15 protein-coding genes and 1 riboswitch are annotated in these 13700 nt (G+C 71.6%); of the genes, 1 reads left to right on the forward strand and 14 read right to left on the reverse strand.

Annotated features, from left to right (window positions below; all coding sequences use genetic code 11):
- Nucleotides 1-25 precede the first annotated feature (25 nt).
- Nucleotides 26-135, reverse strand: a riboswitch (TPP riboswitch).
- Nucleotides 136-164: 29 nt separating this feature from the next.
- From rlmN to rpsB, 6 genes are all read right to left on the reverse strand, one after another.
- Nucleotides 165-1277, reverse strand: a complete 1113-nt coding sequence (gene rlmN / locus ACFYX3_RS17900) for a 23S rRNA (adenine(2503)-C(2))-methyltransferase RlmN (protein ID WP_181924493.1) — start codon at nucleotides 1275-1277, stop codon at nucleotides 165-167.
- A gap of 294 nt (nucleotides 1278-1571) precedes the next feature.
- Nucleotides 1572-2678, reverse strand: coding sequence for a phosphatidate cytidylyltransferase (locus tag ACFYX3_RS17905; protein ID WP_382661767.1), 1107 nt, complete (start codon nucleotides 2676-2678; stop codon nucleotides 1572-1574).
- A complete protein-coding gene (frr, locus tag ACFYX3_RS17910; RefSeq protein WP_026057589.1) occupies nucleotides 2678-3235 on the reverse strand; it encodes a ribosome recycling factor in 558 nt (185 codons plus the stop codon). The genes ACFYX3_RS17905 and frr overlap by 1 nt, the downstream gene beginning before the upstream one ends.
- A 94-nt stretch (nucleotides 3236-3329) precedes the next feature.
- Nucleotides 3330-4094, reverse strand: coding sequence for a UMP kinase (gene pyrH / locus ACFYX3_RS17915; protein ID WP_150162048.1), 765 nt, complete (start codon nucleotides 4092-4094; stop codon nucleotides 3330-3332).
- A 163-nt stretch (nucleotides 4095-4257) separates the two neighbouring features.
- Nucleotides 4258-5094 (reverse strand): translation elongation factor Ts, encoded by an 837-nt coding sequence (gene tsf, locus ACFYX3_RS17920; RefSeq protein ID WP_389014127.1) that lies wholly within the window; start codon nucleotides 5092-5094, stop codon nucleotides 4258-4260.
- A gap of 102 nt (nucleotides 5095-5196) precedes the next feature.
- The gene (rpsB, locus tag ACFYX3_RS17925; protein WP_352027791.1) at nucleotides 5197-6078 is read right to left on the reverse strand and encodes a 30S ribosomal protein S2; all 882 of its coding nucleotides are present in this window, start codon (nucleotides 6076-6078) and stop codon (nucleotides 5197-5199) included.
- Nucleotides 6079-6332: 254 nt separating this feature from the next.
- Here rpsB and ACFYX3_RS17930 point away from each other — a divergent pair, with 254 nt between their 5' ends.
- Complete coding sequence (locus ACFYX3_RS17930; protein WP_389014131.1) at nucleotides 6333-6842, forward strand: murein hydrolase activator EnvC family protein; 510 nt, start codon at nucleotides 6333-6335, stop codon at nucleotides 6840-6842.
- Between the two features lie 64 nt (nucleotides 6843-6906).
- Here the strand turns inward: ACFYX3_RS17930 and ACFYX3_RS17935 are convergent, their stop codons facing one another.
- The 8 genes from ACFYX3_RS17935 to lepB form a co-directional block, all read right to left on the reverse strand.
- The gene (locus ACFYX3_RS17935) at nucleotides 6907-7473 is read right to left on the reverse strand and encodes a TetR/AcrR family transcriptional regulator (RefSeq protein WP_116158614.1); all 567 of its coding nucleotides are present in this window, start codon (nucleotides 7471-7473) and stop codon (nucleotides 6907-6909) included.
- Nucleotides 7474-7526: 53 nt separating this feature from the next.
- Nucleotides 7527-8363, reverse strand: a complete 837-nt coding sequence (whiG, locus tag ACFYX3_RS17940) for an RNA polymerase sigma factor WhiG (RefSeq protein WP_116158615.1) — start codon at nucleotides 8361-8363, stop codon at nucleotides 7527-7529.
- Nucleotides 8364-8614: 251 nt separating this feature from the next.
- Nucleotides 8615-9820 (reverse strand): DNA-processing protein DprA, encoded by a 1206-nt coding sequence (dprA, locus tag ACFYX3_RS17945; protein WP_389014134.1) that lies wholly within the window; start codon nucleotides 9818-9820, stop codon nucleotides 8615-8617.
- Nucleotides 9817-11430 carry a YifB family Mg chelatase-like AAA ATPase gene (locus ACFYX3_RS17950; RefSeq protein WP_389014137.1) on the reverse strand — a complete coding sequence of 538 codons (1614 nt, stop codon included), beginning with the start codon at nucleotides 11428-11430 and terminating at the stop codon, nucleotides 9817-9819. The genes dprA and ACFYX3_RS17950 overlap by 4 nt, the downstream gene beginning before the upstream one ends.
- On the reverse strand, nucleotides 11430-11795 hold the full coding sequence (locus ACFYX3_RS17955; RefSeq protein ID WP_376592491.1) for a YraN family protein: 366 nt from the start codon (nucleotides 11793-11795) through the stop codon (nucleotides 11430-11432). Before ACFYX3_RS17955 ends, ACFYX3_RS17950 begins: the two co-directional genes overlap by 1 nt.
- Before the next feature lie 134 nt (nucleotides 11796-11929).
- Nucleotides 11930-12238, reverse strand: coding sequence for a DUF2469 domain-containing protein (locus ACFYX3_RS17960; protein WP_005311352.1), 309 nt, complete (start codon nucleotides 12236-12238; stop codon nucleotides 11930-11932).
- 55 nt (nucleotides 12239-12293) lie between these two features.
- Complete coding sequence (locus tag ACFYX3_RS17965) at nucleotides 12294-12878, reverse strand: NUDIX hydrolase (RefSeq protein WP_382661755.1); 585 nt, start codon at nucleotides 12876-12878, stop codon at nucleotides 12294-12296.
- A complete protein-coding gene (gene lepB / locus ACFYX3_RS17970; RefSeq protein WP_389014143.1) occupies nucleotides 12875-13642 on the reverse strand; it encodes a signal peptidase I in 768 nt (255 codons plus the stop codon). The genes ACFYX3_RS17965 and lepB overlap by 4 nt, the downstream gene beginning before the upstream one ends.
- Nucleotides 13643-13700: the final 58 nt, after the last annotated feature.

Raw genomic sequence — 13700 nt, forward strand, 5'->3', positions numbered from 1 at the left:
ACCGGGCGCGGGCAGGGCGCAACAGCTTGAGTTACGACCGAACTTCCTACCCAGAATGACCTGGGCGAGGTTCAGAGGGTCTGCGGTCTACGGTTACCGCACTCTCAGCGCTGTGGCGCTCCCCTGTCGGAATATGGAGATGTGTTCGAGCTCAGACTACAAGGTCAGCGCTCGGCGGCCGCGAGCTGTCCACAGGCACCGTCGATCTCCTGACCGCGGGTGTCCCGCACGGTCACCGGCACGCCGTGCCGGGCGATCGCCTCGACGAAGGCCTTCTCGTCCTCGGGGCGGGACGCCGTCCACTTGGACCCGGGCGTCGGGTTCAGCGGGATGAGGTTGACGTGCACCCGCTTGCCCTTGAGGAGGCGGCCGAGGAGGTCGCCGCGCCAGGCCTGGTCGTTGATGTCCCGGATGAGGGCGTACTCGATGGAGATCCGGCGCCCGGACTTCTCCGCGTACTCCCAGGCCGCGTCGAGGACCTCGCGGACCTTCCAGCGCGTGTTGACGGGCACGAGGGTGTCGCGGAGCTCGTCGTCGGGCGCGTGCAGCGAGACGGCGAGACGGCACTTGAAGCCCTCGTCGGCGAAGCGCAGCATCGCGGGCACGAGGCCGACGGTGGAGACGGTGATGCCGCGCTGCGACAGCCCGAGGCCGTCCGGCTCGGGGTCGGTGAGCCGCCGGATGGCTCCGACGACCCGCTTGTAGTTGGCGAGCGGCTCGCCCATGCCCATGAAGACGATGTTGGAGAGCCGCGCCGGCCCCCCGGGCACCTCCCCGTCCCGCAGCGACCGCATCCCGTCCACGATCTGGTGCACGATCTCGGCGGTCGACAGGTTCCGGTCGAGGCCCGCCTGCCCGGTCGCGCAGAACGGGCAGTTCATCCCGCAGCCGGCCTGCGAGGAGATGCACATGGTCACCCGGTCCGGGTAGCGCATGAGCACCGACTCCACGAGCGTGCCGTCGTGCAGCTTCCACAGGGTCTTACGGGTGGTGTCGTCGTCGCACGAGATGTGCCGCACCACGGACATCAGGTCGGGCAGCAGCTCCCCGGCCAGCTTCTCCCGCGAGGCGGCCGGGATGTCGGTCCACTCGGCGGGGTCGTGCGCGTACCGCGCGAAGTAGTGCGTGGACAGCTGCTTGGCGCGGAAGGGCTTCTCGCCGATCGCGGCGACGGCCTCCTTCCGCTCGGCGGGCGAGAGGTCGGCGAGGTGCCGCGGCGGCTTCTTGGCTCCGCGGGGGGCGACGAAAGTGAGTTCTCCGGGCACTGGACGGGCCACGATCGGGTGTCTCCTCAGACGGCACGAGGTCTGGTATCCCCGCGGCGACGGGGAGCGTGGCATCACGATGCCGGAGCCAGGAGACCTCACTGGACCGTCCTCGCAGTGGCGAGGACGACGGAAGGGCCCGCGACGCACGCGCCACGAGCCCTTCCAGAGTACCCGCTGTCCGTCAAGCCGTTCCGACGAACAAAGCCAGCAGCAGCCACACCACCGGCGCCGTCGGCAGCAGGGAGTCCAGCCGGTCCATGATGTATCGACGTGCGGCTCCGCCGCATGGCGCCGTGGCCGGTGTCAGCCGGTACCGACGAACAGCGCCAGCAGCAGCCACACCACCGGCGCCGTCGGCAGCAGGGAGTCCAGCCGGTCCATGATGCCGCCGTGGCCCGGCAGCAGCGTGCCCATGTCCTTGATGCCGAGGTCGCGCTTGATCATGGACTCGCCGAGGTCGCCGAGCGTCGCGCTCGCCGCCACCGCGAGGCCGAGGATCAGGCCCTGCCACCAGGCACCGTCGTCGATCATGAACTGCATGCACAGCGCACCCGCCGCCATCGCGAACGTCACCGCGCCGACCAGGCCCTCACGGGTCTTGCCGGGACTGATCCGCGGGGCCAGCTTGTGCTTGCCGAAGCGCCAGCCGACGGCGTACGCCCCGGTGTCGCTGACGACCGTGAGGATCAGGAACGTCAGCACCCGCTGCGCCCCGTCGTCCGCGGTCAGCAGCATCGCCACGAAGGTCGCCAGGAACGGCACGTAGAACGCGGCGAAGACCCCCGCCGTGACGTCCTTCAGGTAGCCCTCGGGCGGCTCCGTCATCCGCCAGACGAGCACCGCGAGCGCCGTGAGGGCCATCGCCACCCAGGCGCCCTCGGCGCCCCGGACGTAGCCGGCGACGACCATCGCCGCGCCGCCGACCGCGAGCGGCACCAGCGGAGCCTTGATCGCCTTGCGCTCCTGGAGGCGGGAGGTGAGCTCCCACAGGCCGACGACCACGGCGACAGCTATCACTCCGACGAACGCCGGCTTCCAGATGAACAGCGACGCGATGATGACGGCGCCGAGCCCGACCCCGACCCCTATGGCCGCGCCCAGGTCACGGCCCGCGCTCTTCTTCTGCCGGGGCGCCGGCGACGGCGCGGACGGCGGAGGCGGGGTGGGGCTGGACATGGGCTCCTGCGGGTGCTCGTGCGGCGTCTCGTCACGGAACAGGGGACCGCTCGGGTGAGCGGCCCCCCGGCCGTGACCGTCCTGGAATCCGCCGGCGGGAACGTCGGGCACGATGGGCATGGGCCGAGTCTGCGCCGCCTGCTGCCGATCGTATGCGGGACCCGCCGGGGCAGGCCCCTGGTCGGGTCCCCCACGGCCGGAACCGGCCGGGGCCCCCCAGGAAGAGTCGTTCATCAGACCTCGAGCAGCTCGGCTTCCTTGTGCTTGAGCAGCTCGTCCACCTGCGCGACGTACTTCGCGGTGGTGTCGTCGAGCTCCTTCTCGGCGCGGCGGCCCTCGTCCTCGCCGACCTCGCCGTCCTTGACGAGCTTGTCGATGGTCTCCTTGGCCTTGCGGCGCACCGAGCGGATCGAGATCTTCGAGTCCTCGGCCTTGCCCTTGGCGACCTTGATGTACTCCCGGCGGCGCTCCTCGGTCAGCTCGGGGAACACCACGCGGATGATGTTGCCGTCGTTGCTCGGGTTGACGCCGAGGTCCGAGTCGCGGATGGCCTGCTCGATGTTGCGCAGCGCGCTCTTGTCGAACGGGGTCACCACGGCCATGCGCGGCTCCGGCACCGAGAACGACGCCAGCTGGTTGATGGGGGTGATGGCACCGTAGTAGTCGGCCACGATCTTGTTGAACATCGCCGGGTGCGCACGGCCGGTGCGGATCGCGGCGAAGTCCTCCTTGGCGACCACGACGGCCTTCTCCATCTTCTCCTCGGCCTCGAGGAGGGTCTCTTCGATCACCACTTGCTCCTGCGTGTCGTCGCGTTGTGTCCTGCACGGTGTACGACCGGCAGGGCTCTGTCCATCCCCTTGCGGGGCGGTTCCCCGGTTCGGGTCAGGCCCGGGTGCCCTGGTCGCTCACGAGCGTGCCGATCTTCTCACCCTTCACCGCGCGAGCGATATTGCCCTCGGTGAGCAGTTCGAAGACGAGGATCGGGAGGTTGTTGTCCCGGCACAGGGTGACGGCGGTGGCGTCGGCGACCTTGAGGTCACGGGAGATCACCTCGCCGTACTCGAGGGCGTCGAACTTGACCGCGTCGGGGTTGGCCTTCGGGTCGGAGTCGTAGACGCCGTCCACGCCGTTCTTGCCCATGAGCAGGGCCTCGGCGTCGATCTCCAGGGCGCGCTGGGCGGCGGTGGTGTCCGTGGAGAAGTACGGCATGCCCATGCCCGCACCGAAGATGACCACGCGGCCCTTCTCCAGGTGGCGCACGGCGCGCAGCGGGATGTACGGCTCCGCGACCTGGCCCATGGTGATGGCGGTCTGGACGCGGGAGTCGATGCCCTCCTTCTCCAGGAAGTCCTGGAGCGCGAGGCAGTTCATCACGGTGCCGAGCATGCCCATGTAGTCGGAGCGGGCCCGGTCCATGCCGCGCTGCTGGAGCTCGGCGCCGCGGAAGAAGTTGCCGCCGCCGATCACGATCGCGATCTCCGCGCCGTCGCGGACGACGGCCGCGATCTCACGCGCGATGGCGTGCACGACGTCGGGGTCGACGCCCAGGCCGGTACCGCCGGAGAAGGCTTCTCCGGACAGCTTCAGCATGTAGCGGCCGGCCTTCTTGCCGTTGTTGTCGTCGCCCTGTACGGCGCCCTGATTCATGGAGATCTCCTCGTGCACATACGAAGGAGGCCATTGCCTTGGGTCCTCTCGGTATCCCGTACGGCAATGGCCTCCTCGTCAGATCTGCGGTCGTCCTGCGCGGGCGCGGACGACTGCCTCAGACCCTACCGGGGTCCGGTGTCCGTCGCGTTCGCGTACGGACTCAGATGCCGACCTTGATGCGCGTGAAGCGCTTCAGGGTGACACCGGCCTCGTCCAGGACCTTCTGGACGGACTTCTTGTTGTCAAGGGCGTACGGCTGGCCGAGCAGCGTGGCGTCCTTGAAGAAGCCGTTGACGCGACCCTCGACGATCTTGGCGATCGCGGCCTCGGGCTTGCCCTCGGCGCGGGTGGTCTCCTCGGCGATGCGACGCTCGGACTCGACGACCTCGGCCGGAATGTCTTCCTTGGTGAGGTACTTCGGCGCGAAGGCGGCGATGTGCTGGGCGACACCCTTGGCGACGTCGGCGTCGGCCTTGTCGAACTCGACGAGGACACCGATCTGCGGCGGCAGGTCGGGCATCGTGCGGTGCATGTACGCGTAGACGAAGCCGTCGGCGTACTGCGCGAAGCGGTCGAGGACGATCTTCTCGCCGAGGTTGGCGTTGGCCTCGTCGACGAACGCCTGCACGGTCTTGCCGGCCTCGATCTCGGAGGCGAGCAGCGCCTCCAGGTCGGCCGGGGCGGTGGCGGCGACGTGCTCGGCCAGCTGGGCGGCGACGGCCTGGAACTTGTCACCCTTGGCGACGAAGTCCGTCTCGCACTTCAGCTCGACGAGGACGCCGGAGGTGTTGTCGTCGGCGATGAGGGAGACCACGGCGCCGTTCTCGGCAGAGCGGCCCTCGCGCTTGGCGACGCCCTTCTGGCCCTTGATACGGAGCGCCTCGACGGCCTTGTCGACGTTGCCGTCGGCCTCGTCCAGGGCCTTCTTGCAGTCCATCATGCCGGCGCCGGTGAGCTCGCGGAGCTTCTTGACGTCAGCGGCGGTGTAGTTCGCCATGAGTCTGTTTCTCTCTCGAAGTCTGAAAGATCGGGCGGGTCCACGGGTGGACGGCGGGAGCCTCGTGAGCCCCCGCCGTCGTCACCCGAAGGTCCTGAAGGGTCAGGCCTGCTCGGCGTCCGCGGCCGGAGCCTCGGCGGCGGGGGCCTCGGCGGCCGGAGCCTCAGCGGCCGGAGCCTCGGCGGCCGGGGCCTCCTCAGCCTTCTTCTCGCCCTCGAGCAGGTCGCGCTCCCACTCGGCGAGCGGCTCGCCGGCGGCCTTCTCGCCCGGCTTCGAGTCGCCGGTCGCGGCGCCGGAGCGGGCGATGAGGCCCTCGGCGACGGCGTCGGCGATCACGCGGGTGAGCAGGGTGACGGAGCGGATCGCGTCGTCGTTGCCCGGGATCTTGTAGTCGACCTCGTCGGGGTCGCAGTTGGTGTCGAGGATCGCGACGACCGGGATGTGGAGCTTGCGCGCCTCACCGACGGCGATGTGCTCCTTCTTGGTGTCGACGATCCAGACGGCGCTCGGCACCTTCTGCATCTCGCGGATACCACCGAGGGTCTTCTCCAGCTTGGCCTTCTCGCGGGAGAGGACCAGGAGCTCCTTCTTGGTGAGACCCGAGGCGGCGACGTCCTCGAAGTCGATCTGCTCGAGCTCCTTGAGGCGCTGCAGACGCTTGTAGACGGTGGAGAAGTTGGTGAGCATGCCACCGAGCCAACGCTGGTTGACGTACGGCATGCCGACACGCGTCGCCTGCTCGGCGATGGCCTCCTGGGCCTGCTTCTTCGTACCGACGAACATGATGGAGCCGCCGTGCGCGACGGTCTCCTTGACGAACTCGTAGGCGCGGTCGATGTACGACAGCGACTGGAGCAGGTCGATGATGTAGATGCCGTTGCGCTCGGTGAAGATGAAGCGCTTCATCTTCGGGTTCCAGCGACGGGTCTGGTGACCGAAGTGGACGCCGCTCTCCAGCAGCTCCCGCATCGTGACGACGGCCATGGCCATCTCCTTGGTTTTCTCGGTTGTGTTCCTGACGCCCCGGCGCGCCGTGCCACGAAGGACCGAAAGGCGCTGCCGCCCGCCTCTGAGAGCAGGTGGCGGGGCGTGCGAAGTCGACCCGGTGACCCGGGTCGCCATAGGAAGTGTACGGGACCCCGGGAGCGCCGGGTGACGGTGCCGTCCACAACCGGCGGGTAATCCACAGATACCGCCCGCGACCCACCCGATCCGGCCGCCCGGGGGAGCCTTCCCCCATGCACCTGGTCCCTCTGCTCCTGACCCTGACCCTCGCGTGGCCGGGCCCGCCGCCGTTCCCCGTGCGGCCGGTGGGCCCACCCCCGGCCCTCGTCTGGCCGGTGGGTCCGCCCCCGCCGGAGATCCTCCGCGGCTGGCAGCCCCCGCCCGGCCCGTACGCGGCCGGTCACCGCGGCGTGGACCTCGCCGCACCCCCGGGCACCCCGGTCCTCGCCCCGGCCGCGGGCACGGTCACGTTCGCGGGCCCGGTGGGCGGCCACGGCGCCGTCACCCTCACCCTCCCGGGCACGGGCACTCCCCCACTCCGCACGACCTTCACCCCGGTGACCCCACTGGTACCGCCCGGCACTGCGGTCACACCGGGCACCCCGATCGCCGAGGTCACGGCCGGCACCCACTGCCCGAGATCCTGCCTCCACTGGGGCCTGCTCAGGGGCGAGGAGTACCTGAACCCGCTCCTCCTGACGAGAAGGTCCCCGTCACGGCTGCTCCCGCTCGACGACGACTGAGGCCAAGGGGAGGGGGCGGGGGAGGGAGGGGCGGGGGGGAGGGGGCGGGGGCCCGTCCTTCGGGTCAGGTCTGGGGGCCGGCCACTCCGTGGAGGGCCATCGTGACCGCCGCCTCGGCGATGGTCGCGGGGTCCTCGGCCGCGCCGAGTTCGATGCGGCGGACCGCGGCGTCGACGACGCCCTGGAGGAGCATGGCGCCCAGGCGGGGCTGGGGCTGGCCGAGGGCGGCGAGGGCTTCGACGATCATGGCGACGAGGCCGCCGTGGGCCGCGCGGATCTTCTCGCGGGCGCCGTCGTCCAGCTCGCTCGCCGAGATGGCGACGACCGCCCGGTGGCGCCGGTCCCCGACGAGGTCCAGCTGTGTGCGGACGTACGCCTCGACCTTGCCGCGCGGCGTCTCGGCGCCGGCCATGGCGGCCTCGACCTCGGCGGCCCAGACGGGGAAGTCGACGGCGCACAGCTCCTCGACGACGGCGGCGCGCGACCGGAAGTACTCGTAGACCGACGAGCGGGCCAGGCCCGTGCGCTCGGCGAGGGCGGGGAAGGTCAGCGCGTCCGTACCCCCCTCGGAGAGCAGGGAACGCGCGGCGTCCAGGAGGGCGCCGCGCTGCATCGTCCGGTGCTCGGCCACCGAGGCCGCTCGAATCCTGGGCACGGCTCCACTCTACGACCGGCCCGCAAGGGTCAGCGGCCGACGTCGGCCAGTTTGGCGCGGAGCTGGAGGACGGATTTGGTGTGGATCTGGCTGACGCGGCTCTCGGTGACCCCGAGGACGTGGCCGATCTCGGCGAGGGTCAGGCCCTCGTAGTAGTAGAGCGTGACGACGGTCTTCTCCCGCTCGGGGAGCGTGTTGATGGCGCGGGCGAGCAGCCGGCGCAGCTCGCGGTCCTCGGCGACCTCGACGGGGTTGTCGGCGGCGGTGTCCTCGAGGGTGTCCATGAGGGAGAGCCGGTCGCCGCCCTCGCCTCCGACGTGCAGCAGCTCCTCCAGGGCGACCACGTTCGCCAGGGACAACTGGCTGAAGACCGCGTGCAGTTCCTCCAGGGTGATGTCCATCTCCGCGGCGACCTCGCTCTCGGAGGGGGTCCGGCGGAGCTGGGCTTCGAGGGTGGCGTAGGCGCGCTCGACGTTGCGGGCCTTCTGGCGGACGGAGCGGGGGATCCAGTCCAGGGCGCGGAGTTCGTCGATCATGGCGCCGCGGATGCGGGTGATGGCGTACGTCTCGAACTTGATCGCGCGCTCGACGTCGAACTTCTCGATGGCGTCGATGAGGCCGAAGACCCCGGAGGAGACGAAGTCGGCCTGCTCCACGTTGGACGGCAGCCCCACGCTGACCCGTCCGGCCACGTACTTGACGAGCGGCGAGTAGTGCAGGATCAGCTGCTCGCGCAGCCGCTCGTCGCCGGTGTCCTTGTACGAGCGCCACAGCTCGTCGAGTGAGGTCGGTGCGGCCGGTCGCACGGTGCCCCGGGCTGCTGGGGGCACCGCAGCGCGGTCAGACCCGGAGGTGTGCTGGGGCATGCGTTGCCTTGAGCCGTTCTGCTGTCGGGTGTGTCGGGGTGGGTGTCCTGATGGGTGTCCTGGAGGGAATCCTGGTGAGCGTAGCGTGAGTGCGCTGTCGCGGTGCGCGAACATCGGTGGATCGCGCCGCTGCGAGTGGACGCCGTCGACCACGTCTTCGAACCGGGGCCGCGGCGCGTGTCGGCCCCTCGGGCGCGGCCGAGGGAACTCGGTTGTTCATCGCCTTCACCCTTTCACCCGAATGCTCCAGGTCAAGTACCGCCTCGCCGCGCGTTCGACGCTTCTGTCGCGGTGTTCGTCAACCTCCAGCCCTCCCCGTGCCGCTCGACGAAGCCGAGCGAGTGGAGTTCGTACAGCTTGGCGAGGGTGTCGTCGGGGGTGGTTCCGGCGCGGCGGGCGATGACGGTGGTGGGGGTGGGGCCGCGTGCGGGGAGCGCTTCGAGGATGTGCGCGGTGGCGGGGGCGAGGAGGTCGCGGGGCAGGACGGGGCCCCGGCGGGCCGGGGCGAGCCGGCCGATCTCACCGATGAGCTCGATGATCTCGTCGGCGTCGGTGACGAGGGTGGCGTCGCCGCGCAGGAGTTCGTGGACGCCGGCGGAGAGTGCGCTGGTCACGGGGCCTGGGACGCCCATGGTGTGGCGGCCGAGCCGGGCGGCGGCGCGGGCGGTGACGAGGGAGCCGCTGCGGTGCTGGGCCTCGACGACGACCGTTCCCCTGGTGAGGGCGGCGATGACGCGGTTGCGGAGGATGAAGCGGCTGGGTGTGGGGTGGCTGTCGGGTGGCAACTCGCCGACGACGAGGCCCTGTTCCGCGACGCGTCGGATGAGCCGGTCGTGGCCGCGGGGGTAGGGGGTGTCGACGCCGCAGGCGAGGACGGCGACCGTGGCGCCGTCGGCGGCGAGGGCGCCCCGGTGGGCGGCGCCGTCGATGCCGTAGGCGGCTCCGGAGACGACGACCCAGCCCTGCCGGCTGAGGTCGGCGGCGAGGTCCGTGGCGGTGTGGGCGCCGTACGGGGTGCAGGCGCGGGCCCCGACGAGGGCGACGGAGCGCAGGGCCCAGGTGCGCAGGTCGGCGGGGCCTCTGACCCAGAGTCCGATCGGACGGGCGTCGCCGAGGTCGTCGAGTTGACGGGGCCATTCGGTGTCGCCGGGGACGAGGAAGCGGCCGCCGAGGCGCTGGACGGTGTCGAGGTCGTCGCCGGGGCGGGCGGCGGCGGCGCGTTGTCGCCAGGAGGCGACGCGTTTGGCGCTCGTGCCGGGGAAGGGAGAGGTATCGTCCCCGGCGTGCCCGGTGCTCCCGGTGCTCCCGGTGCTCCCGGTGTGGAGGAGGCGGTCGAGGAAGCCGGTGGCGCCGTACTGGCGGAGCAAGCGGCCGGCGTGTTCGTCGCCGGGTTCGACGGCGCGGCTGAGGGTGGCGCGGGCCAGGCGCTCGTCGCCGGGGGCGGGTGTGGTGGTCATGCGGGCTCCCCCGCTCCGACGGGCACGCCGCGGGCGACGCCGGTGCGCAGTTCGAGGGCGAGGCCGATGTCCTGGCTGTCGGGCCGGTCGTGTCCGTTCAGGTCGGCCACGGTCCAGGCGACGCGGAGCACGCGGTCGAGGCCTCGGGCGGTGAGCAGTCCGCGCTCGACGTCGCGTTCGGCGTCGGCGAGGGCTCCGGGTGCGGCGAGGTGGCGGGTGCGGAGCTCGTGCCCGGGGATCTCGCTGTTCACCCTCCAGGGGGTGCCGGCGAGACGTGCGGCGGCCCTGGCGCGGGCTTCGTGGACCCGGGCGGCGACGGCGGCGGTGGTCTCGCCCCGGCCGCCCTGCCCGAGGAGGTCGGCGCGGGTGACGGGTTCGACCTCGACGCGGAGGTCGACGCGGTCGAGCAGGGGTCCGGAGAGTCGTGCCTGGTAGCGGCGGATGACGGAGGCGGGGCATTCGCAGCCCGCGCCGTACAGCGTGTGGCGGCCGCAGGGGCAGGGGTTGGCGGCGAGGGCGAGGAGGAAGCGGGCGGGGAGGCGGACGACGCCGGCGGCGCGGGCGATGACGACGTGCCCGGATTCGAGGGGCTGGCGGAGGGCGTCGAGGGCCTTGCCGGAGAACTCCGGCGCCTCGTCGAGGAACAGGACCCCTCGGTGGGACAGGGAGACGGCGCCGGGCCTGGGGAGGCCGTTCCCGCCGCCGACGAGGGACTGCATGGTGGCGGAGTGATGGGGTGCGCAGTAGGGGGCGCGGTGGACGAGGGGTTCGCCGGGCGGGAGGATCCCGGCGACGGAGTGGACGGCGGTGACCTCCAGGGATTCCTGCCGGGTGAGGGGCGGGAGGATGCCGGGCAGGCGCTCGGCCAGCATGGTCTTGCCGGCGCCCGGCGGGCCGGAGAGGAGCAGGTGGTGGCCGCCCGCGGCGGCGACCTCCAGGGCGAGGCGGGCCCGGTGCTGTCCGGCGACGTCGGCGAGGTCGGGTCCTTCGGTGGGGTCGGCGGAGAGCCCGGTGGCGATGCCGGCGCCGGGGACGAGGAGTCCGGCGAGCATGGCGTCGGGCCTGCCCTCCTCGCAGGGTTCCTCGTCGGGGACGGGTTCGTCGGTGAGGACGGCGATCAGCTGGCGGAGCGTGCGGACGCCGAGCACGGAGACGCCGGGGACGAGTGAGGCCTCTCCGGCGGTCTGTTCGGGGACGACGACCTGGCTGTATCCGGCTTCGGCGGCGGCGAGGACGGCGGGCAGGACTCCGCGGACGGGCCGGACGCGCCCGTCGAGGCCGAGTTCTCCGATGAGGACGAGGTCGGCGATGGTGCGGGGGTCGATCCGCTCGGCGGCGCCGAGGACGGCCGCGGCGACGGCCAGGTCGAATCCGCTGCCGCCCTTCGGGACGGAGGCCGGGCTGAGGCCGACGGTCAGCTTCTTCTGGGGCCATTCGGCGCCGGAGTTGACGACGGCGGCGCGGACCCGGTCGCGGCTCTCGCTGAGGCTCTTGTCGGGGAGGCCGACGAGGGTGAAGGCGGCGACGCCCGGTTCGAGGTCGGCCTGGACCTCAACGACGACGCCTTCGACGCCGACGAGGGCGACGGAGCAGGTGCGGGCGAATCCCATCAGGCCACCCCCTGGGCGTGGGTGAGGACGGGGGCGCCCTTGCGCGGCAGGACGATGCCGACGAGGTCGATGCGGACGCCGCCGGCGGGGGCCTGGGTGTCGTTGCGGTCGAGCCAGCAGGCGGCGAGGCGGCGGAGCCGCTCGGCCTTGCGGGGTGTGACGGCGGCCATCGGGTGTTCGTAGGCGCCGTCGCGCCGGGTCTTGACCTCGCAGATGACGAGGGTGTCGCCGTCGCGGGCGACGATGTCGATCTCGCCGGCCCGGCCGCAGCGCCAGTTGCGGGCGAGGATGTGCATGCCGGTCGCGGTGAGCCGGCGGGTCGCCAGCTCCTCCCCGTACCGTCCGAGTGCTTGGGTCCTGTTCATGCGGTACCACCTCCGTCACCGACTGTGACGGAGTGCGACGGACCGCGTGCGGCGCTGTGGACGGCCTGGAGGCTGTGGAGAACGCCGTCGCCCTTGAGGGTGATTTCCGCGGGTGTGGTGCGGGAGCGGCGGCCTCAGCTGCCGGGGAGTTCGAGGTCGCTCTTGTTGAGCTCCTCGATGTTCACGTCCTTGAAGGTCAGGACCCGGACCTGCTTGACGAACCTGGCGGGCCGGTACATGTCCCAGACCCAGGCGTCGGCCATGCTGACCTCGAAGAACACCTCGCCCTGCACCGAGTGCACCTGCATCTCGTAGTCGTTGGTGAGGTAGAAGCGGCGCTCGGTCTCGATCACGTATTTGAACAGCCCGACGACGTCGCGGTACTCCCGGTAGAGCTTCAGCTCCATCTCGGTCTCGTACTTCTCGAGGTCCTCGGCGCTCATGGCATGTTCCCCTTCAGCCGTGCGTCCCCCTATTGTGCGCCAGTCGTACGCGCCCCTAAACGATTTCCGGGGCGAGAACCACCGGTGCACTCGGAGGTCCCTCGTCGAGCAGCGTGCGCAGCAGCTCGGCGAGCCTGGTCGGGTACACCGTCTCATGGGCCGCCGACAGTTCGGCGGAGGTCCACCATCTCAGTCCCGCGAGACTGCGGGTCTCCAGCTCCGTGAGGGCCTGCGGCCCGGGTGCGGCCCCGGTCCCGCGGGTGCGGGCCAGGTAGTACCACTCGTCCTGGTCGTAGCGGCGCCCGTCGAAGGGGAAGGAGCAGTACCGCTTCCAGATCACGGGGCCGAGGTCGACCTCGGTGATGCCGGTCTCCTCCGTGAGCTCGCGGAGCGCCGCCTCCTCCCGGGTCTCGTCGCCCTCCAGGCCGCCGCCGGGGGTGAACCACCAGGTGTCGTCGGGGTCCTCGGGCTCGTAGCCGTGCAGGAGCAGGACACGGTCGTCGGGGTCGAGCAGCACGACCCGCGCGACCCGCCGCCGCACGGTCGCGTCACCCGGCCCGGAACCCGGATCCGGCAACGACCCGGCGCCCGCCGCGGAACCCGGGTCGGACGCGAGCCCCGAAGCCCCTGTGTCCGTCATGCCCCCACCTTCTCCCGCGCCCCCTGCCTCGGCCCCTCGGAGGGGCGGCGGGTCAGGAGGCGTGCCACCGGACCGTACGCGGACCCCAGGAGGATCAGCGCGGTGCCGGCCGCGATCGCCGTGAGGAGCGCCTCGAACGGTCCCGGTCGCGAGCTGCCGCCCGGGAGTCCGGCGAAGCCCGTGGCGGGCTCCAGAAGGCCCTTGGCGGGCCACACGACGGCGTCGACCCTGCCGATGACCATGGAGCGGGGCACGGAGCCCTGTCCGGCGTCCTCCAGGTGCGTACGGGAGTCGAGCGAGACGTTCCGGTCGTCGCCGAGGAGGAAGAGGCTGTCCTCGGGGACGGTCACGGAGAACTCCCGGCCCGAGGCGACGGTCCGGCCGTCGGCGCCGGGCCGCAGGTATGGCTCGACGACGGGCGTGCCGTTCACGGTGAGCCGCCCGTCCCTGTCGCAGCAGGCGACGGTGTCGCCGCCGATGCCGGCGACCCGCTTGACCATGGGCGAGGCGCCCCAGAGGGGGTCCTTGAAGACGACGACGTCGCCGCGCCGCACCTCGTCCCCGTCGATCCGCTCGGCGAGGATCTTGGACCCGACGTCGATGGTCGGGGTCATGGAGTCGGTGGGGACGGTGAACGGCTGGTAGAGCACGGCTCCCCAGACGAAGCCGCCGAGGAAGAGCACACAGCCGACGGCCACGGCCAGCCCCGACAGCACGCTGCCGAGGCGGCCGTGGCCGCCCTTGGTCCGTATGGTTCCGCTCATGTGCGCACCCCGCAGGTCTGTCGGCGGACCGCAGGTCTCTCGACGGCCCGGGACGGCA

Origin of the sequence: Streptomyces sp. NPDC002463, from assembly GCF_042889835.1 — a bacterium.
Lineage (GTDB): Bacteria > Actinomycetota > Actinomycetes > Streptomycetales > Streptomycetaceae > Streptomyces > Streptomyces nymphaeiformis.

Coding starts and splice junctions, on each gene's coding strand:
- ACFYX3_RS17905 (WP_382661767.1), bottom strand. CDS start 2,678: ATGAACGACTCTTCCTGGGGGGCCCCGGCCGGTTCCGGCCGTGGGGGA.
- pyrH (WP_150162048.1), bottom strand. CDS start 4,094: ATGAATCAGGGCGCCGTACAGGGCGACGACAACAACGGCAAGAAGGCC.
- tsf (WP_389014127.1), bottom strand. CDS start 5,094: ATGGCGAACTACACCGCCGCTGACGTCAAGAAGCTCCGCGAGCTCACC.
- rpsB (WP_352027791.1), bottom strand. CDS start 6,078: ATGGCCGTCGTCACGATGCGGGAGCTGCTGGAGAGCGGCGTCCACTTC.
- ACFYX3_RS17930 (WP_389014131.1), top strand. CDS start 6,333: ATGCACCTGGTCCCTCTGCTCCTGACCCTGACCCTCGCGTGGCCGGGC.
- whiG (WP_116158615.1), bottom strand. CDS start 8,363: ATGCCCCAGCACACCTCCGGGTCTGACCGCGCTGCGGTGCCCCCAGCA.
- dprA (WP_389014134.1), bottom strand. CDS start 9,820: ATGACCACCACACCCGCCCCCGGCGACGAGCGCCTGGCCCGCGCCACC.
- ACFYX3_RS17950 (WP_389014137.1), bottom strand. CDS start 11,430: ATGGGATTCGCCCGCACCTGCTCCGTCGCCCTCGTCGGCGTCGAAGGC.
- ACFYX3_RS17955 (WP_376592491.1), bottom strand. CDS start 11,795: ATGAACAGGACCCAAGCACTCGGACGGTACGGGGAGGAGCTGGCGACC.
- ACFYX3_RS17960 (WP_005311352.1), bottom strand. CDS start 12,238: ATGAGCGCCGAGGACCTCGAGAAGTACGAGACCGAGATGGAGCTGAAG.
- ACFYX3_RS17965 (WP_382661755.1), bottom strand. CDS start 12,878: ATGACGGACACAGGGGCTTCGGGGCTCGCGTCCGACCCGGGTTCCGCG.
- lepB (WP_389014143.1), bottom strand. CDS start 13,642: ATGAGCGGAACCATACGGACCAAGGGCGGCCACGGCCGCCTCGGCAGC.